Origin of the sequence: Actinoallomurus sp. CA-142502 (assembly GCF_050936355.1) — a bacterium.
GTDB lineage: Bacteria > Actinomycetota > Actinomycetes > Streptosporangiales > Streptosporangiaceae > Actinoallomurus > Actinoallomurus iriomotensis.
This window is the reverse complement of the sequence record NZ_JBNJMY010000001.1, coordinates 4790368-4809003: the sequence shown is the minus strand read 5'-3', so window position 1 is coordinate 4809003 and position 18636 is coordinate 4790368. Positions and strand designations below refer to the sequence as shown.

The window sequence follows — 18636 nt, the reverse complement described above, 5'->3', positions numbered from 1 at the left end:
GGACCGGAGAAGCACCCCGGACCCGGCCACGTAGCATGGAAAGACCTGCAAGGTCAAGCCACATGTCCTGCCGCGATAGGGAGGATCGCATGACCACATGGATGCCACAAGCGCCAGCGCCGGAGCGCGTTCCGGCCGGGGCGTCGGCGGAGGGAGACGGCATCGTCATCGGCGCCGGCCCGGTCACCATCGACACCTACATCGACTTCCTGTGCCCGTTCTGCAAGCAGTTCGAAGAGACGGCCGGACCGACGCTCGACCGCCTGGTCGCCGAGGGGTTGACCACCATCGTCTTCCACCCGATGACGTTTCTGGATCGTCTGTCGACCGACCACTACTCGTCCCGTGCGTCGTCCTCCTCAGGCTGCGCGGCAGACGGCGGCCGGTTCAGGGAGTACGGCCGCGCGCTGTTCGCCAGGCAACCGCCGGAGGGCGGACCGGGCCTCACTGACGAGACGCTGGTCGAGATCGGCCGCTCAGTCGGACTGGCCGAACCATCGTTCGCGCGATGCGTGCTCGGCCGGGCGTACCTGGCCTGGTCCGCCTACGTGACCTTCATGGCCGGTCGGCGCGGGGTCGGCGCGACACCCACGGTCACTGTCGACGGCATGTCCGTGCCGGCCAACCCACGGGCGATTCTGACGGCCGTGGCGACCGTCGCCGGCTGACGTCACCGGTCAATCGGTGTGAGGAGCGGCAGCGTTTTCGGAGGCCGATCGCCAAGGGGCTGTCGAGAGAGGACGCCGCCGATCACCTTCTCGCTCTAACGAGCGCCGATCCGAGACGGGAATCAGGCATGATTCCCCCGCAAGGGTGAGATCCGCCGGCCGGTGCCCAGTTCCCCGGTTCTCCGCCTCCCTGTTCCTCGCGAGCCGCCATCGACGCGAGCGCAGCCACCCATGCGTCGCGCGGTCAACGTCCGCCGGGCCGGCCGGTCACCGTCGCGTGGCTGAGTTCCCTGAGTCGCTCGGCGTCAGCGATCAGCCCGGACACCATGTCGCGGGTGCCCGCAGCACCCGCAGGCTCCGCCGAAGTCGCATCGGGGGCGATGTGGCCGCGGAGTCCGGGCCGGCTACGGCCGGGTGGCGCCGGTGGGCGCTGATCGCGGATGCCGACTTCGGCCTGCGGCGTTGCAGAGCCCGGATCAGGACCCGGATCAGGAAAGGCGAGGACCTCGTCGGCGCCCTGGTCAAGATGGTCGGCGACTTTACGCGCGGCCGTAGCGATGGGACCGACCGGGACGGCGGCGAAGGACGCCGGCGACGTCAGGCGATCTCGTAGCCGCCGCGCGGCTCTGCCCGTCTCACCGATGCGCGAGATCTGTTCGTCGGGTGACCCGGCCTTCCGCCTGAGTCTGGTGCCGGCCGCTTCGAGCGTGGCGGCGGCCGACGCCGCCTTCCGGTCCGCGCCGCGGATCCGGGCCTCGCGGCCCCTGGACGGTTCGGCGACCGCACGCGCGAGAGCGGCATGGGTATGCAGCAGCCGAGCCAGCCGCTCGGCTGTCCGCCGCTGGATCCCGGCCGGAAACAACAGCTGTGCGAAGAGCAGCGCGAGCAGGGCGCCCGCGAGACTGAGTACGATGCGCAGGATCCCGGCCTGCCAGTTCAGCGGCGCGGTGAAGTCGATGAGGAGCATGGTCATCGGCGTGCCGAACATGATCCAATAACCCGTGTTCACCGGTTTGAGCGTGAACCCGAGTGCGCCACTGATGAAGATCAAGGCGAGGAGGGTGATCCGCCCAGGCATGAGTGCCAGGGCACCGGCGGCGGCTGTGGCGCCGACTGTGGTGCCGACGGCCTGCTGCAGGACCATCCGTACCGTGCCGGTGTACGAGTCGCGCAGGCTGAACAGTACGGTGAGGATCAGCCAGTGCGGGTGAGACAGGTGCAGTCCGACAGCCAGAATCATGGTCAGCGCCAGCGCCGTACCCAGGCGTGCGGCGTGCCGGAACCGGGGTGACCGGATCCTGACCGCTTCGACGCACCGCCCCCACCAGGCCCGGATCCCGGGCAGTCGTCGCCCGGCGATGCGCCGCTCTTGCGCCAGGGCCCGGCACGCCGTGTCGGCCGACGCGTTCATCCGGCCGATGATCCGGTCAGCGTGGAGGCGCAGCGCGATGGTGGGCGGACCGGCCCTCCCGCTGATACCCCGGCTGTCGTGTTCGCCCGACCGGCCCATCGGGACCGAGCCCGCCGCCACAGTGTCGGGCGGCGCGTCCGTATCCGTCTCGATCGCCAGGCCGAGCGTGCGCAGCCGGACGGCGACGGTGGTGAGGGCGGCCCCGAATTCGGCCTGCCACTCCGTTGGATACGGTCGGCTTTCCAGGCGCAGCGCGCCCAGGACGGCTGCCTCGTCCATCATCTCGTGGATCGCCGCGATGATCCGAGCCGGTCGCCGCTGTTCCTCGAAGCCGCCCGAGCGGTAGAGGCCGTAGGCGACCCGAGCGGAGTGAAGGTCCGAATACGCGGTTGCGCGCCGACGGGACCATTCGCCCGGGTCCAGGTCAGGGCCCGCCAGACCGTCGAGCATGTCGGCGACCGAACATGCGGCGGCGACGACACCGGCGCGCAGCGGCCGAAGCCTCTGTGCGACCCACGGTGCCAGCAGCAGCACACAGATCCACACACCGCCCAGCGTCTCCAGCAATCCGCCATACAGCGCTGGGCTGGTCGCCGGTCGCAGCGCCGCAACCAGCGTGCACAGCGCCGCCATCGGTCCCAGCTCGGGAATGGCCGCGCCCAGCGCTGCGACCGCGGATGTGACCACAACCATCAGCCAGTCATGGCCGCTGACCAGGCCGCCGAGCCAGGAGAACAGTGTCACGACGGCCACCCTGATGATCATCGAGCGGGCCCGGGCTCCCTGGCGCCCCTGCGGGGCGATGACCCCGACGTAAAAGGCACCCAGGGCGACGAGCTGGCTCTCGGCGACACGCCCGGTGATCAGGCCCGCCACCAGCGGGACACACACGCCGGCCGCGGTCACCAGCCCGTAGACCGGCGCCGCGCCGCCCTCGAACGTGGCGAACGCCCGGCGCAGCCACAACAGCGATGACACGGCCTGCTCCCCTGGCGACGTGGCGGCGGTCTCCGTCCCTTACCCACCACGATGCCCGGCGCTGCGGTCGGCTAAGGCGCTTGGCCCGCGTGGCCGGGGCGGGGGCCCTTAGGCCTCTAGCCGGCCGAAGTGCTCGGCCGGCTAGGGTCGGTCACATCAGCCCTTACGTTCAGGCCGGGCCCGCGTATATCGCCGATGAGTTCCCGCCTGGGTGAAGGGCACAGGCCTTCCCGCCTCCTCCGCGACGTGGCCGGTGATTACGGTGGGTGTATGAGGGTGTCGGTGGGGCTGGCCGGCGCGGGCCGCTCGGCGGCCGAGTTGTACGCGCCCTCGCTGACGTCCGCCCCCGCGAGCCGGTTCGCGGGCGTCTGGTCGAGGTCGCCGGAAACCGCGCGGAGCCTCGCCGCGCGATATTCGGTCCCCTCCTTCGGCGGCTTCGCCGAAATGCTCGACCATTGCGACGCGGTCGCGTTCGCCGTGCCGCCCGCCGCGCAGCCGTCCCTCGCCGCGACGGCGGCGGGACGGCATGTGGCCCTCCTGCTGAGCAGGCCGATCGCCGGCGACCTGGCCGGGGCTGAGGAGCTGGCCGAGGCCGTCGCCGACGACGTGGTCTCCCAGGTGGCGTTGACGTGGCGCTACGCACCCGCCGTTCGGACCTACCTCGGCACGCAGGTCAAGCGGGCGCGGCCCATCGGCGGCACCGCCCGCCTGATCTCCGCGACGCTGGCCTCGGACGCGCCGGCGTGGCGGGCCGAGCGGGGCGTGCTCATGGACGTGGGGGTGGACGTGGTAGACCTTCTCGACGCCGCCCTCGGCCACACGGCGCTCGTCCGCGCGCACGGCGATCCGCGCGGCTGGGTGGGCCTGCTGCTGGAACACGAGGGCGGCCGGTACAGCGAGGCCTCGCTGCTGGCCACCGCGCCGGCCGACCAACCCGCCCGCGCGGAGATCGAGATCTTCGGGCCGGGCGGCTCCGCCGTGATCGACTGCGGCGACGTGACCGAGCGCGAGGCTGTCGGGACGATGGTCGAGGAGTTCGCGGACGCGGTCGGGCACCGCAGGCCGCACCCGTTGGACGTGCGACACGGTCTCCACCTTCAGCGGCTGCTCGACGCCGCGGAGACCGATCTGCTCGCCGGCCACTGACCAGGAGATGCCGGCGGCCAGATCATCGGGTCATTACTGACGCCGTATCTCGCGTTCGTCCCGGCCGACCGGCTCGGCCTGTCCGGGGTCCTCCCCACCGTTACCGCGGGCTTCTCCCTCGGCACCCGCGGCGAGGGCATGCTGCCATCCGGGACGTCGAATGACCGGTGGAGCACGCCCGGCCCGCCGACCGCGACCACCCCGCCGCCAGGCCGGCACCGGCACCGGGCCAGATCCCCTATGTCCGGCTCACCACGGCCGGCAGGTGGGGGGCGGTCGCGCGGCGCTGTTCGCCGGTGGTGGTGACGCGGAGGCGGGGCTCGTCGCTGTCCAGCCGCGCGGGCGAGCTGTCGCGACGCCCCTCGGGGATCACGGCGACCCCCATGGCACCGCAGTTCGGACAGGTCACCTCGCCTCCGGTAGGCGGTGGCACCGGCACGCCGTCCAGCCGGTAGAACGCGAATGTCGCGCCGACGTCGTCGCTCACGTACTGCACGTCGTAGTCGGCGGTCCAGGCACGGCCGCAGCGCCCGCACACGAACCTGTAGCGCTCGACCGCGACATCGACCAGCATGGTCATCGCACCTCCGAGTTCATCTCAGATCATGCTCAGGGGACCGCGCACGACGACACTCCGCGGCCACCCCTGGAGGGCCTCTCGGTAGACGTCATCCGGTTCGAGGCGCCGCAGTTCCTCGGCGAACAGTTCGGCCTCGCGGCGCCGGTGCAGCCCGCGCGAGAACGACGGCTCGCATGACACGCCGAGCCGGCCGGGCCATCCGCCCAGCAGCACGGCGCTGGGGTTGCGCGGCTCCGCCTCGGTCACCGCGCCGGTGACCTCGTCGTGGGGCCGGTCGAGCTCGGCGGCCGCAGGATCCCGCCCACGGGGAAGACGAACAGATCGGCGGTTCCGTACGGCCCCACTCGCGCCGTGACACCGGACGATTCCCATCCTGCCACGGCGCCTTTCGGCCACGGCCCGGGAACAGCCCGATGTCCTGGCTTGTGGTGTCCAATCTAGCCGGGCCGAGTGGTCGTCCCCCGGCCCCGGCTCTCCACACGGATTCCGCCGCATGGCGCCCGCCGCTCTGGGCGGTCCGGCACGCGGTCAGGACAGGTGCCCGGTCCCGCCGCAGGCCCTTTCGCAGGCGTGCTCGGTCATCGCCTGGGCACGCGCCCCAGTCTGCCGGTACCCGCACGGCGGTATGGCTGGAGGCTTGTCGGCCACTCCCCCGAACACCGGGCATTGGGAACGCGTTTTTCCACGCCCCGGCCCGATCAGGGGACTGCGCGCGCCCGCGCCATGGCCGGGCAACAGAACCGCCATGTCTACCCAGGCTGAGGATGCGACCGGCCCCACGATGGGCCGCTCTAGGTGACCTCGCGGGTGGAGCTGATCCCGCTCGTCGTGAAGGCGGGCAAGTGATCAAGGACGGGACCACCGATTCGGCCGGTGACCCAGGACCCATCTGGGACGGTCTGGCCGATTAGGGGATGTCGCCCGAGGCCGCAGTACGTAGCGTTCAGAGCATGGAAACCGTTGAGGACCACACGAGCGCCGCCCGTCTCTTCATCACGGAGGCGCTCACCTTGGATCCCAGGATGAGTCACGAGAAGCTCATTGCCGCTCAGGTCGAGGCCACACTCGCGATCGCGTCGGCGCTGGACGGTGTGGCGACGGCGGTCCGAGACGGCAGGGAGGCGTGACGGCGTAGACGCGGGACCGGGTGGGAGCCATCCCGTCGGCGCGCGCAGTGCCGCATTCGACCAGGCATCACGGCATCATCCGAGAGGAGGTCGACGGCACATGTCAACCGGCAGGGCCGAGGAAGGCCCGCACAAGGCAGTGCTGGGTACGTACGGTAGCCACGAGGCGGCCCAGCACATCGTGGACGTTCTGGCCGAGAAGAAGTTCCCGGTGGAACACGTGGAGATCGTGGGCACGGGCCTCAGGCTGCAGGAGGCCGTACTCGGCCGCCTCACCCTGGGCCGGACCTTGGCCTCCGGAGCGGTCACCGGCGGCTGGATCGGGCTTCTGGTCGGGTTCGTGTTCCTGATCGTCAGTCCGTGGGCGGCGGCAGCGGTGATCTCCGCCGTCGTGATGGGCATCGTGTTCGGCCTCATCTGGGCGGTGGTCGCATACATGTGGCGGCGGCGGTCGTTCGTCGCGGTGCCCGCTGTCGTCGCCGACCGTTACCAGGTGCTGGTCGACGCACCGTTCGCCGAGGAGGCGCGACGCGTGCTGGCCGCGGCCCGGGTGGCCCCGGCCGACAGCGCGAGCCGGCCGCTGTGACCCTTCGGGAGGAGATCGAGATGAGCCAGGCCACGACGGTCGACCACGGCAAGTGGACGGAGTTCTTCGACACGCTGAGCGCGGATCACGCCGGTCAAAGCGCCGCCATCGAACTGCTCGATGCCGACTTCGGCGACCAGTTCGAGACCGAGCGGCTGCCGTTCGCGTACGCCTCCTACGATCCCCGCGACGATGTGGTCGTCATCGGAGTCGGGGGGAACTCGGCACGATTCCCGGTTCTGCTCCGTCACATGATCGACCATCCCACGGAGATCGACTTGACGGTCCCCGAACCGGCCGAGACCGACGTCCGGATCGTCGGCGACGACGGGACCACGACTCTGCTGCGCCTGCGTCCGAAACCCGCCCTGCCTTCCTGAGCACACTGGTGGACGCCGTGCGGCGACCGTCTGGTGCCGCCGGCCCCGGCGGGCCATGAAGACCATACGCTCCGGGCGGCGCTCCGAATCAACCGCTGAGACGCTCGTGGACCAGGCGTACGGCCATCGCGCCTTCACCCACGGCCGACGCGACCCGCTTGATGGACCCGCTCCTGACGTCGCCGACCGCGAACACGCCCGGCAGGCTGGTCTCCAGGGGCAGCGCGTCGTCACCGGTGCGGATGAAGCCTTTCGCGTCCAGCTCCACCTGGCCGGCCAGCCAGCCGACACAGGGGTCGGCACCGATGAAGATGAACAGGTTCCGGGCCTCGTGGACACGCCGTTCGCCGGTGCGGTCGTCCTCGACGACGACCGCCTCCAGCGTCTCGTCGCCGACCAGTTCGCGTACCTCGGTGCGCAGGTGGACTTCGATGTTCGGGGAGCGCTCGATCTGGTCGATCAAGTAGCGGGACATGTTCTTGCTCAGGTCACCGTCCCGGACCACCAGCCTGACCCGCTCCGCGCGCTTGGCGAGATAGAGGGCGGCCTGGCCGGCCGAGTTGCCGCCGCCGACGACCGCGACGGGCACATGGACACACTGCAGCGCCTCGACCTCGGTGGCGGCGTAGTAGACGCCGCAGCCCTCGAACCGTTCGAGGCCAGGGACGTCGAGCCGCCGGTAGCGGGCACCGGTGGCGAGCACCACCGTGCGGGCTTTGATCCGGCCGCCGTCGCCGAGGGCGATGCCGTAGCCGGCGTTCTCGACCTCCAGCGCGGTGGCCTTCGCCGGGACGCCGAGCCGCGCGCCGAACTTCTCGGCCTGGATGACCGCGCGCTCGGCGAGCTCGGCGCCGGAGATGCCAGAGGGGAACCCAAGGTAGTTCTCGATGCAGGAGGACGTGCCGGCCTGGCCGCCGATGGCGATCGCGTCGACGGCGACCGTGCTCAGGCCCTCGGAGGCGCCGTAGACGGCGGCGGCCAGCCCGGCGGGCCCGGCACCGACGATCACAAGGTCGGCGACGTCGCCGTGGGCGGCCGGTGTCGGCAGGCCGATCGCGCGAGCCAGCTCGGCGTTGCTCGGGTTGCGCAGGATCCGGTCGCCGTTGAGGATCACCATCGGGGTGTCCTCGGGCCGGACGTGCAGCCGCCGCAGCGCCTGCTCGGCCTGTGTGTCCTGTTCCAGGTCGATCCACCGATGCGGGAGCCGGTTGCGCGCCGCGAAGTCCCGCAGCCGCCGGGTGTCGGGTGAGAACCGGGAGCCGATGATCCGCAGCCCGGCGCCGAGCTCGATCAGCAGCGAACGCCGGATGAAGTAGGCGCGCAGGACGAGGTCCCCGAGCGTGGGGTCCCGGGCGATCAGCAGGCGCAGGCGATCCACCGGGATCCGCAGGACCGCACCCGGCTCGTCGACCACGGCGCCGACGAGCGCAGCCTGCCCGGTGAGCAAACCGAGCTCGCCGAGGAACCGGCCAGGGCCGTGCACACGGATGACCTCGTCGGCGTCGACCATCGCGACCGAGCCGTCCACAACCACGAAGAAGTCGTAGTCCGGCTCCCCCTGCCGGAACAGAACGTCGCCCTGCCGGGTCGGGATCCGCTCACCGTGCGCGGACAGGCGCTGGATCTGCTCGGGGTCCAGCCGCGGCCACGCGCCGTGCACGTCAGGTGTCTCTTGCAATGTTCTTCTCCACCCATGCGCGCAGGACCGGAGCGGGCGCGGCTCCGGCCTGCCGATCGATCACCTTGCCGTCCCGCATGAGGAGCAGGGTCGGCACGGCCTGGACGGCGAACCGCTCCTGGACCTTCGGCGCCCGGTCGACGTCGACCTTCACGAGCTTGAGCCGGCCGGCCATCTCGCGGGCGAGCTGTTCGAGCGCCGGGCTGACCATGCGGCATGGACCGCACCAGGTCGCCCACAGGTCGACCACGACCGGCACGGAGGCGCGCTCGGCGACGTCGGCGAAGTCGTCGTCGCCGGCGTCGGCGATCCATGGAAGCGGCCGGTGGCAGTTTCCGCACCGCGGCGTACCGTCGGCCACCGCCGACACGCGGTTGCGCTTGCCGCAGTGCGGGCATTGGACGGTCATCGATGCCCCCCTCACGGGTTCTCGTAGGAGACCTTGAGCTCGCCGTCCTCCAGGTCCACGCGGATGACCGCGCCGTCGAGGATCTCCCCGGACAGCAGTGCGCGGCCGATCCGGGTCTCGACCTCGTGGGCGATGAACCGGCGCAGCGGCCGGGCACCGTACACCGGGTCGAAGCCCTGTCGGGCGATGAAGGCGCACGCCTCGGGTGTGACGTCCAGCGTCATCCGGCGGTCGGCGAGGCGAGCCCGCAGGTCGTTGAACATCAGATCGACGATCTGTTCGATCTCGCGCTGCGTCAACGGTTTGAACAGCACGGTGTCGTCGACCCGGTTGAGGAACTCGGGCCGGAAGTGCGAGCGCAGCGCGTCCATGACGGCCTCGCGCGCGTCGGGCTTGAGCTCGCCGTCGGACGTGACGCCGACCAGCAGGTAGTCCGAGCCGATGTTGGACGTCATGATCAACACGGTGTTGCGGAAGTCGACGGTGCGGCCCTGCGCGTCGGTGAGCCGGCCGTCGTCGAGCACCTGCAGCAGCGTGTTGAAGACGTCGGTATGGGCCTTCTCGATCTCGTCGAGCAGCACGACGGAGTACGGCTTGCGCCGCACGGCCTCGGTGAGCTGGCCGCCCTCCTCGTAGCCGACGTAACCGGGCGGGGCGCCGACCAGGCGGCTGACGGTGTGCCGCTCCTGGTATTCGCTCATGTCCAGCCGGATCATGTTGTCCTCGGTATCGAACAGCGCCGCGGCCAGTGCCTTGGCCAGCTCCGTCTTGCCGACGCCGGTCGGGCCGAGGAAGATGAACGAGCCGATCGGGCGGCGTGGATCCTTGATCCCGGCCCGGGCCCGGATGATGGCGTCGGTGACCAGCCGCACGGCCTCGTCCTGGCCGACGACGCGCTGGTGCAGCACCTCGTCGAGCCGGAGCAGCTTCTCGCGCTCGCCCTCTTTGAGGCGGCTCACCGGGATGCCGGTCCAGCGAGCCACGATCTCGGCGATCTCGTCCTCGGTCACGACCTCGCGCAGCAGGCGCCGGCCGCCCTGCTTGTCGGACAGCCGCCGTTCCTCGGCCTCCAGCCTGCGCTGCAGCTCCGGCAGCAGGCCGTGGCGCAGCTCGGCGGCACGGTTCAGATCGTAGTTCCGTTCGGCCTGGTCGGCCTCCCGGCGGACGCGTTCGATCTCCTGGCGCAGGTCCTGCACCTTGCGAAGCGCCTGCCGTTCGGCCTCCCACTGGGCCCGCATGGCGTCGGCCTCGGCCCGCAGGTCGGCCAGCTCCTTGCGCAGGTCATCCAGCCGCGCCCGGCTGGCCGGGTCCTCCTCCTTGGACAGCGCCGCCTCCTCGATCTCCAGGCGCATCACCCGCCGCGTGAGCTCGTCGAGCTCGGCGGGCATCGAGTCGATCTCCGTACGCAGCTTCGCGCACGCCTCGTCGACCAGGTCGATGGCCTTGTCCGGCAGGAACCGGTCGGAGATGTAGCGGTGGCTGAGCGTCACCGCGGCGACGATCGCAGAGTCCTGGATCTTCACCCCGTGGAAGACCTCCAGGCGTTCGCGCAGTCCACGGAGGATGGAGATGGCGTCCTCGACCGACGGCTCGTCGACCATCACCGGCTGGAAGCGGCGTTCGAGGGCGGCGTCCTTCTCAATGTGCTTGCGGTACTCCTGCAGCGTGGTGGCGCCGATCATGTGCAGCTCGCCGCGGGCGAGCATGGGCTTGAGCATGTTGCCGGCGTCCATCGCGCCCTCGGCCGCGCCGGCGCCGACGACGTTGTGCAGCTCGTCGACGAACAGCAGGATGCGGCCCTCGGCCGCCTTGACCTCGTTGAGCACCGCCTTGAGGCGTTCCTCGAATTCGCCGCGGTACTTCGCGCCCGCGACGAGCGAGCCCATGTCGAGAGCCCAGACGGTCTTGTCCCGCAACCCTTCCGGCACGTCGCCCTGGTCGATGCGCTGGGCGAGGCCTTCCACGATCGCGGTCTTGCCGACGCCCGGGTCGCCGACGAGCACCGGGTTGTTCTTCGTCTTGCGGGACAGGATCTGGATGACGCGGCGAATCTCGGTGTCCCGGCCGATGACCGGGTCGAGCTTTCCGGTACGGGCCTCGGCGACCAGGTCGCGGCCGTACTTCTCCAGGGCCTCGTAGGCGGCCTCCGGCATCGACGAGGTAACCCGCTGGTTGCCGCGGACCTTCGTCAGCTCCTCGAGGAACCGGTCACGGGTGACCCCCTTGATCAACCCGTCCTCGATGAGAGCCAGGACGAGGTGCTCGACCGAGACGTACTCGTCCTTCAGCCGTTTCGCCTCGCGCTCGGCCGTGTCGAACAGCCGGGAGAGCCGCTGCGTGACGTAGACCTGGCCGGGCGCGGCGCCCGGGCCGCTGACCCGAGGACGTCTGCCGAGCTGCGATTCGACCTCCTTCTGCAGCAGGTCGGTGTCCACGCCGGCCCCCGCGAGCAGCCGGGGGGCAAGGCCGTCCGGCTGGTCGAGCAGGGCCAGCAGGAGGTGCTCGGCGTCCACCTCGGTGTGCCCGAAGCGCAGGGCCTTGGTCTGCGCGTCATGCAGGGCTTCCTGGGATTTCTCGGTCAGTCGGTTCAGGTCCATGGTCGGCCTCCGGAGCGTATGTGGGCGCGTCGTCTCTGCGCCGCCTCGAGAGCGGCGATGCGGTCGAGTAGGTCGCATACGAGGCCGAGCGCGGCGTAGTTCAACGAGAAGCCGGCGTGGAGCCGCTGGATGCGTGCGAGGGCCGCGAGCTGGTCGCGGGTGAACCACAGCGCGCCGGAGGCGTCCCGTTCGGCGTCGAGAACGCCCAGGGTGACCAGACGGCGGACCAGCTCCGGATGGACGCACGCGTCGCGGGCGAACGTCTCGAGGTCGAGCCGCACGGGACGGGCCGGCCGCACCAGCGCGTATCTCATCAACGCCTCCTCGGATCGAAGGAGGACGTGGCGGCGAGCTCCTGGAACAACCGTCTCTCCTCGGGGCTCAGCTGGTGCGGCACCATGATCTGCACCTCGGCGAACAGGTCGCCCGGCCGGCCGCGCGGATTGGGCAGCCCGCGTCCGCGCAGCCGCAACCGCCGGCCGCACGACGTGCCGCCCGGCACCTTGACCTTCGCCTCGCCACCCGGCGTGTCGACGGGAGCGGTGGTGCCGAGCGCGGCCTCCCAGGGAGTGAGCGGCAGCCGTACGGTGATGTCGCGGCCGTCGACGCGGTACCGCGGATGCGGCATGATCCGGACGACGAGGTAGAGGTCACCCCGCTGCCCGCCGTCCGAGCCGTGACCGCCCTGCCCGCCGAGCCGGATGCGCTGGCCGTCGGTGACGCCGGGAGGAATGTCCACGTCGATGGTGTGCGGGCCGCCGGGCCCGGTGAGCGTGATCCTGCGGTGCCCGCCGCGGTACGCCTCCTCCACGGACAGCTCCAGCTCGGCCTCCTGGTCGGCCCCCTGGATCGTGCCCCATCCGAAGCCGCCTTGGCGGCGCCTCGCCCCCGCGCGCCCGCCGAAGATGCCGCCGAGCAGGTCCTCCAGGTCCACCTCCTCGGCCCCGCGGGCGCCGAAGCCGCCTCCGAAACCGCCGAACCCTCCGGCCCCGGCACCCGCCCGCCCGCCGGCGCCGGCGCCGGCGCGGGCCCAGGTCTCCGGGTCGACGTCCGGCGGCACCCGGCGAAAGTCCTCGCCGAACGCGTCATAGCGTTTGCGCTGCTCCGGGTCGGACAGAACGGCGTACGCCTCGGACGCCTCCTTGAAGCGGTCCTCCGCTTCCGGGGCCTTGTTGACGTCGGGGTGGTACTTGCGGGCCAGTTTGCGGTACGCCCGCTGGATCTCATCCTGGCTCGCCGTCCTCGGCACCCCGAGGACCTCGTAGAAGTCACGAGCCGGGGCCATCGGCCTGTGGTCCCTTCGATACCACGACCTGCGCCGGGCGCAACTGGGCGTCCCCCGAGCCGTACCCGGGGCGGGTCACCTGGACGACCGTCCCCTCCGGCACGTCCGCATCGGGAACGGTGGCCACCGCCTGATGCCGGGTCGGGTCGAACGTCCGCCCCACATCGTCCTGCTGCGGGAAGCCGAGCCGGGTGAGCAGCTCGAGCGCCTGGTCGCGTACGGCCCGCACTCCCTCGAGGAGTACCGCGCAGTCGGCGCCGCCGTGCTCGATCGCCCGTTCGAGGTTGTCCACGACGGGCAGCCACTCCGCGACGGTACGGGCCCGTTCGGCGAAGCGCTGCCGCTCGGCGTCGCGGGCGGCCCGCTTGCGGTGGTTGTCGAGATCGGCGAGGGCACGCTTCCAGCGGTCCTCCAGCTCGGCGATCTTCGTCGCCGAGCCCGTGCCCTCTTCCTCCGGCCGCATCTCACTCATCGGTCGTGAACTCCGCATCGATCACGTCCTCGTCGCCCCCGGCCCCGGGACCGCTTTCGGGGCCCCCACCGGCGCCCGGTCCGCCCGGCGCGCCCGGTCCGCCCGGTCCGCCGGGCCCGGACGGGCCCGCCCCGGCGGCGGCACTGGTGAGGCCGTAGAAGACCTGCTGCAGCTCGGCGGCCAGGTTCCGGAGCCGCTCGACCGGCGCCTCCTCCTTGATCGCCTGGCGGGCGTCGCCGACGAGCATCTCCGCACGCGCCTTCTCGTGCGTGGGGACGCTCTCGCCGAGCTCCTGCAGCCGCTTCTCGACCTGGTACGCGATCGAGTCGAGCTGGTTGCGAGCGTCGATCATCTCGCGCAGGCGCTCGTCCTCGGAGCGGTGCTGCTCGGCGTCCTTGACCATCCGCTCGATCTCGGACTGGTCGAGGTTCGTGGTCTCGCTGATCGTGACCTTCTGCTCGGCGCCGGTGTCCTTGTCGCGGGCGGAGACGTTGAGGATGCCATTGGCATCGATGTCGAAGGTGACCTCGATCTGCGGTACGCCGCGCGGGGCCGGCCGAATGTTCTCCAGCCGGAACCGTGCCAGGACCCGGTTGTCGGCGGCCCGCTCGCGCTCGCCCTGTAGGACCACCACGTCGACAGCGGTCTGGTTGTCTTCCGCGGTGCTGAAGGTCTCCGTGCGCCGGGCGGGAATCGTGGTGTTCCGCTCGATGATCTTGGTCATGACACCGCCGAGCGTCTCCAGGCCCAGCGACAGCGGGGTGACGTCGAGCAGGACGACGTCCTCCACCTCGCCCTTGATGACGCCGGCCTGGGCCGCGGCGCCCAGCGCGACGACCTCGTCCGGGTTGACCGTCATGTTCGGGTCCTTGCCGCCGGTCAGGCGCCGCACCAGAGCCTGCACAGCCGGGATGCGTGTGGACCCACCGACGAGGATCACCTCGTCGATGTCGTTCGCGGTGACCTTGGCGTCGGCCATGACCGTCTCCACCGGGCCGACGGTGCGTTCGATCAGGTCACCCGTGATCTGCTCGAACGTCGAGCGCATCAGCGTGGTGTTCAGATGCTTGGGGCCGGTCGCGTCCGCGGTGATGAAAGGGAGGTTGATCGTCGTCTGGGTAACCGAGGACAGCTCGACCTTGGCCTTCTCCGCCGCCTCGAACAGGCGCTGCAACGCCTGCGGATCATTGCGCAGGTCGATGCCGTTGTCCCGCTGGAACTCATCGGCGATGTGGTCGACGATCCGGCGGTCGAAATCGTCGCCGCCGAGGTGCCCGTCACCGGCCGTCGCGAGGACCTCCACGACCCCCTCGCCGATGCTGAGCAGGCTCACGTCGAACGTGCCGCCGCCGAGGTCGAAGATGAGGACCGTCTCATTCGCGCCCTTGTCCAGCCCGTAGGCCAGCGCCGCCGCGGTCGGCTCATTGATGATCCGCAGCACCTCGAGGCCGGCGATCTTCCCGGCGTCCCTCGTGGCCTGGCGCTGCGCGTCGTTGAAGTAGGCGGGGACCGTGATGACCGCCTCGGTCACCCTCTCGCCGAGGAACTTGCCGGCGTCGTCGGCGAGCTTGCGCAGCACCAGCGCGGAGATCTCCTCCGGTGCGTACAGCTTGCCCCGCACATCGAAACGGACGGCTCCGTCCGGGCCGGACACCACGTCGAACGATACGGCGTTGATCTCGCTGGCCACCTCGTCGTACCGGCGGCCGATGAACCGCTTGGCCGAGTAGATGGTGCCTTTGGGGTTGAGGATCGCCTGCCGGCGCGCGAGCTGCCCCACCAGGCGCTCGCCCTGTTCGGTGAAGGCCACCACAGACGGCGTCGTACGCGACCCCTCGCTGTTCGGGACCACGGTGGGGTGGCCGTCCTCCGTCGTGGCGATGACGGAGTTCGTGGTACCGAGATCTATTCCGACTGCCTTAGCCATGCCATCCTCCCGGCCGGTCCGGCGGAGCCTCGACTTCGGAGGGAACCTGACCGGCTCAGATGCCCGAGGTCCTGTGTCGATACGCCTACATCTCGACGCTCGCCCATCGTGGGGCCGGTCGCATCCTCAGCCTGGGTAGACATGGCGGTTCTGTTGCCCGGCCATGGCGCGGTGTGACATCCCCGATCGTGTAGTGCGGCCGGCGCCGGGTGGCCTCGTGCCGGCCTACAGCAGGAGGTCGAACACGCGGGCGACGCGTTCCCAATGCTCGGTTTGCGGGTTCTTCAGCTTCGGATCGATCAGTTTGAACGCACGAGCGAGCGCGACACTCAGCCCTCCGGCGATCTGTGGCAGGCCGGCCTCGGTCTCGTCCGCGACCATCAGCTCGAACGGCGGATGCTTGGCGAGCCGCTCGAGGAGCGACGCGAGCTCGATCTCCTCCTCGAGCTTGCGGAACTCATGGATGCTCTCCTGCAAGCCCTTGGTCACGGGTAGATCGTGCGGCTGAATGATGTCGCGGGCGTTGGCCTTCGCGTGTGCCTGACCGATGAGGATCAGGTCGTAGATCTTGCCGTCGACGAAGTCGTCGTAGCGCTTGAGGTCGTCCTTGTCGATGTCCAGGCTCGCGGCCGCACGAAACAGGCGCTGAAACTGCGGGATGCCGGTCGGGGGCATGGGTATCACCTCCTGCCCCCAGCCTTGACTCGGGACGGGTTCGCGGCATCCCACGATCGGACGGGGTATCAGCCGCGGCGGCGTCCAGGCGCGTCTCGGTCCCAGTGCTTCCAGTGACCGACGACCAAGCCGCGTGACCGCAGGTCGACGTCGACGCGCGGATTCGGGCCCCCGCGCCCCAGCCAACTGCTAGGCGCATCGGTTTCACCCAGCGTCGTACGCTGCCATTATGCGGATCGATGACCGGTATCCAGCGGTGACGCCCCGATGAAAGTCCGGCGCCCTCGCGCACAGACCGCTGACCACAGGTTCGCCCGGGCCGTCCGCGCCATCCTCGCGCCCCTCCGCCGATGCGTGACGACCGCGGAACGGGACCCTGAATCCGACGAACCCGACGGCCCTCTGGGCGAGGCCGACTGCGAAGGCGCCTTCGAGTCTCTGCTGGCGAAGCTGGAGCTCTGCCAGATCCAGGTCAGGAGTCTCGCGGACGAGCAGGTGGCGCTCCGCCGGATGGCGGTGCTGGCCGCCCAGGCAGTACCGCCGGAGAAGATCTTCGGCGCGGTGTCCCGCGAGATCGGCGAGCTTCTCGGGACCGACTACGTGGTCATCAACCGCTACGGGCCGGACGACACCACGACATCGGTCGGCCACTGGGGCAGGCCGGGGAGCCCCGACGTCATGCCGCCCCTGGCCGGACACTGGCCGATCCAGAACGGCTCCGTGACCGAGATCGTGGCACGGACCGGCAAGCCGGCGCGCATCGCCGACTACCTCCACGCCGAGACCGAGATGGGCGAATGGGCGCGCGAGCGTGGTATCAGGTCCGTCGTCGCCTGCCCCGTCATGGTCAAGGGACGGGTTTGGGGGATGATCGCCTCTCTCAGCACCGAAGCGCAGCCCGAGGACACGGAGGCACGCATCCTCGAGCTCGGCGTGTTCGCCAGCGCCGCCATCGACAGCGCCGAGACCGGTACCGAGCTGCATGCCTCCCGTGCCCGCGTCATCGCCGCCTCCGACGCGACCCGCCGCCGCATCGAACGCAATCTTCACGACGGGGTGCAGCAGCGGCTTATCTCACTCGGCCTTCAGCTACGCGCGGCGGAGGCGTGCCTCGAACCCGGGCAGGCCGTGCTCCGGAACCAGCTGGCCCGGACCGCTCAGGGTTTGACGGACGTGCTGGAGGACCTGCGCGAGATCTCGCGCGGGCTCCATCCGGCGTCGCTCTCGCGTGGTGGGCTGCGGCCCGCCCTCAAGTCGCTGGTGCGCCGATTCGCGATGCCGGTCGAGCTCAACGTGAGCATCGACGAACGCCTGCCCGAGCCCGTCGAGGTGGCGGTCTACTACATCGTGTCCGAAGCATTGACCAACGCGCTCAGACACGCGCAGGCGAACAGGGTTCGCGTCGACCTGTCCATAGACAGCGGAGCGGTGCGCGTCTCGGTCCACGATGACGGAATCGGCGGCGTCGAGCTCGGCGGCGGATCAGGGCTCATCGGCCTGAGGGACCGGACCGAGGCCCTCGGCGGCACGTTGCAGCTCGAGAGCCCCCTGGGCGAGGGCACGTCGCTGCTGCTCAAGATCCCGCTGCACGACTGAGGCTCGCGGCCGCCCGCCACGCCGGTGCGAGCACCGATCAGACCTCCGCGTCGGCCCGCCGCCTCCCCACGGACGAAACCGTATGGGCGCTGGACGAGTTCGCGGCGGTCGCCCGGTACGCGCAGCGGTAGACCTCGGAGGCGTTACTTCGCCTTGTCGAGCATGCCGTGCAGGTGGGCCGCGGCGACCTCGATGTCGTCGTACTTCCGCTGCGCCGCCCGCACCTCCGCGGCGATCACACCGCACCGGTGGACTCTGTCCAAGTCCCCGTAGGGGAACTTGTATCTGGACTTCTGGTCCTGGGAGTAGTCGTCGTCGATGCCGAGGTACCACCTGCCGTAGGCGTCGAATCCGAACTTCTCGATGAACTCGTTCTCCTGCTGTGTGGACGGCTGGTGTTCGCTCCATTCGCCCATCTCGTCGACGACTGCTCTCCCCTCGTCGATCAGTTTCTTCGCGTACTCGAAGGACCGCTCACTCAGCTTCACTGCCATGGCTTCCCCTCACCAGCTGCTCGGGCCGCCCGGGGCGGGCGTGCCGGGCACCGTCCTAGGTCACCCCGGGCAGCTGCGCAGCGGGGTGTGATGTCGTCAGCGCTCGCCTTCGGACCGTTCGCCTTCGGACCGTTCGCCTTCGGACCGTTTGCGTCCGGACCGGCCATCCGTGATCTCGATGCGGTGACCCTGGCCTCGCTTGGCCTTGGGAATGCGCAGCGTCAGGACTCCCTCGTCCATGGACGCCTCCACGTTGTCCGCGTCGACATCGGAGGGCAGCGAGGCGTGATAGTGAAACCGCCCGGTCCGTAGCCGCAGTGCGTTCGAGCCCTCTTCTTCCTCTCTGACCTCGCCGTTCACACACAGCTCACGGTCACGAATGGCGATGTCGATGTCCGCAGGCGCGATGCCGGGCAGTTCCAGCCGGACGACGTAGCCCTCTTCGTTCTCGTCGATCTCCGCGACCGGCACCCAGGGCCGTTCGGCCTCGGTCTCGACCCCGGGCTGGATGAGCCCTGTCATGCGGTTGACCAGCTCCTGCACGTCCGCGAAAGGATCCCGCCGCAGCATCGTGGCCGGCTCCATCCCGTGTAGTCGGCCAGTTCTGGCACGCCTCATCGGCAAAGT

At 70.3% G+C, this 18636-nt stretch carries 19 protein-coding genes; 6 read left to right on the top strand and 13 right to left on the bottom strand.

Features of this window, described 5'->3' with window-relative positions; genetic code table 11:
• Positions 1-89: 89 nt before the first annotated feature.
• A complete protein-coding gene (locus ACQEV1_RS22925; protein ID WP_285619410.1) occupies positions 90-668 on the top strand; it encodes a DsbA family protein in 579 nt (192 codons plus the stop codon).
• Positions 669-912: 244 nt separating this feature from the next.
• Here the strand turns inward: ACQEV1_RS22925 and ACQEV1_RS22920 are convergent, their stop codons facing one another.
• Positions 913-3057: an FUSC family protein gene (locus tag ACQEV1_RS22920; protein ID WP_433395942.1), complete on the bottom strand. Its 2145-nt coding sequence runs from the start codon at positions 3055-3057 to the stop codon at positions 913-915.
• Positions 3058-3327: 270 nt separating this feature from the next.
• On the opposite strand from ACQEV1_RS22920, the gene ACQEV1_RS22915 reads away from it, so the two are divergent.
• A complete protein-coding gene (locus tag ACQEV1_RS22915; protein WP_433395940.1) occupies positions 3328-4203 on the top strand; it encodes a Gfo/Idh/MocA family protein in 876 nt (291 codons plus the stop codon).
• A 238-nt stretch (positions 4204-4441) separates the two neighbouring features.
• Here ACQEV1_RS22915 and ACQEV1_RS22910 read toward each other — a convergent pair whose 3' ends face one another.
• Together ACQEV1_RS22910 and ACQEV1_RS22905 are read right to left on the bottom strand one after the other, a co-directional pair.
• Positions 4442-4777: a hypothetical protein gene (locus tag ACQEV1_RS22910; RefSeq protein WP_433395938.1), complete on the bottom strand. Its 336-nt coding sequence runs from the start codon at positions 4775-4777 to the stop codon at positions 4442-4444.
• 24 nt (positions 4778-4801) lie between these two features.
• Complete coding sequence (locus ACQEV1_RS22905; protein ID WP_433395936.1) at positions 4802-5029, bottom strand: hypothetical protein; 228 nt, start codon at positions 5027-5029, stop codon at positions 4802-4804.
• Between the two features lie 704 nt (positions 5030-5733).
• Between ACQEV1_RS22905 and ACQEV1_RS22900 the strand changes: the two genes are divergently transcribed.
• The 3 genes from ACQEV1_RS22900 (at position 5734) to ACQEV1_RS22890 (ending at position 6876) form a co-directional block, all read left to right on the top strand.
• Positions 5734-5910: a hypothetical protein gene (locus ACQEV1_RS22900; RefSeq protein ID WP_285619419.1), complete on the top strand. Its 177-nt coding sequence runs from the start codon at positions 5734-5736 to the stop codon at positions 5908-5910.
• Positions 5911-6010: 100 nt separating this feature from the next.
• Positions 6011-6496, top strand: a complete 486-nt coding sequence (locus tag ACQEV1_RS22895) for a general stress protein (RefSeq protein ID WP_285619421.1) — start codon at positions 6011-6013, stop codon at positions 6494-6496.
• A 20-nt stretch (positions 6497-6516) separates the two neighbouring features.
• Complete coding sequence (locus ACQEV1_RS22890; RefSeq protein ID WP_285619423.1) at positions 6517-6876, top strand: DUF5335 family protein; 360 nt, start codon at positions 6517-6519, stop codon at positions 6874-6876.
• 88 nt (positions 6877-6964) lie between these two features.
• On the opposite strand, the gene ACQEV1_RS22885 is transcribed toward ACQEV1_RS22890, so the two are convergent.
• The 8 genes from ACQEV1_RS22885 to ACQEV1_RS22850 all read right to left on the bottom strand — a co-directional run bounded on the left by ACQEV1_RS22885 (position 6965) and on the right by ACQEV1_RS22850 (position 15919).
• Complete coding sequence (locus ACQEV1_RS22885) at positions 6965-8554, bottom strand: FAD-dependent oxidoreductase (protein ID WP_285619426.1); 1590 nt, start codon at positions 8552-8554, stop codon at positions 6965-6967.
• The gene (gene trxA, locus ACQEV1_RS22880) at positions 8538-8963 is read right to left on the bottom strand and encodes a thioredoxin (protein WP_433395933.1); all 426 of its coding nucleotides are present in this window, start codon (positions 8961-8963) and stop codon (positions 8538-8540) included. The genes ACQEV1_RS22885 and trxA overlap by 17 nt, the downstream gene beginning before the upstream one ends.
• A gap of 11 nt (positions 8964-8974) precedes the next feature.
• Positions 8975-11560, bottom strand: coding sequence for an ATP-dependent chaperone ClpB (clpB, locus tag ACQEV1_RS22875; RefSeq protein WP_285619430.1), 2586 nt, complete (start codon positions 11558-11560; stop codon positions 8975-8977).
• Entirely contained in the window at positions 11551-11874 is a 324-nt protein-coding gene (locus ACQEV1_RS22870) for a chaperone modulator CbpM (RefSeq protein WP_433395930.1), read from the bottom strand. Before ACQEV1_RS22870 ends, clpB begins: the two co-directional genes overlap by 10 nt.
• Positions 11874-12845, bottom strand: coding sequence for a DnaJ C-terminal domain-containing protein (locus tag ACQEV1_RS22865; protein WP_433395928.1), 972 nt, complete (start codon positions 12843-12845; stop codon positions 11874-11876). The genes ACQEV1_RS22870 and ACQEV1_RS22865 overlap by 1 nt, the downstream gene beginning before the upstream one ends.
• Positions 12829-13317, bottom strand: a complete 489-nt coding sequence (locus tag ACQEV1_RS22860) for a nucleotide exchange factor GrpE (RefSeq protein WP_285619437.1) — start codon at positions 13315-13317, stop codon at positions 12829-12831. Before ACQEV1_RS22860 ends, ACQEV1_RS22865 begins: the two co-directional genes overlap by 17 nt.
• A complete protein-coding gene (gene dnaK, locus ACQEV1_RS22855; RefSeq protein ID WP_433395927.1) occupies positions 13310-15244 on the bottom strand; it encodes a molecular chaperone DnaK in 1935 nt (644 codons plus the stop codon). The genes ACQEV1_RS22860 and dnaK overlap by 8 nt, the downstream gene beginning before the upstream one ends.
• Before the next feature lie 225 nt (positions 15245-15469).
• Complete coding sequence (locus ACQEV1_RS22850) at positions 15470-15919, bottom strand: DUF1931 family protein (protein ID WP_285619441.1); 450 nt, start codon at positions 15917-15919, stop codon at positions 15470-15472.
• Positions 15920-16273: 354 nt separating this feature from the next.
• On the opposite strand from ACQEV1_RS22850, the gene ACQEV1_RS22845 reads away from it, so the two are divergent.
• A complete protein-coding gene (locus ACQEV1_RS22845; protein WP_285619444.1) occupies positions 16274-17515 on the top strand; it encodes a GAF domain-containing sensor histidine kinase in 1242 nt (413 codons plus the stop codon).
• 143 nt (positions 17516-17658) lie between these two features.
• Here ACQEV1_RS22845 and ACQEV1_RS22840 read toward each other — a convergent pair whose 3' ends face one another.
• Together ACQEV1_RS22840 and ACQEV1_RS22835 are read right to left on the bottom strand one after the other, a co-directional pair.
• On the bottom strand, positions 17659-18009 hold the full coding sequence (locus tag ACQEV1_RS22840) for a hypothetical protein (RefSeq protein ID WP_433395924.1): 351 nt from the start codon (positions 18007-18009) through the stop codon (positions 17659-17661).
• Positions 18010-18105: 96 nt separating this feature from the next.
• The gene (locus ACQEV1_RS22835) at positions 18106-18579 is read right to left on the bottom strand and encodes an Hsp20/alpha crystallin family protein (protein ID WP_433395922.1); all 474 of its coding nucleotides are present in this window, start codon (positions 18577-18579) and stop codon (positions 18106-18108) included.
• Between the last annotated feature and the right edge of the window lie 57 nt (positions 18580-18636).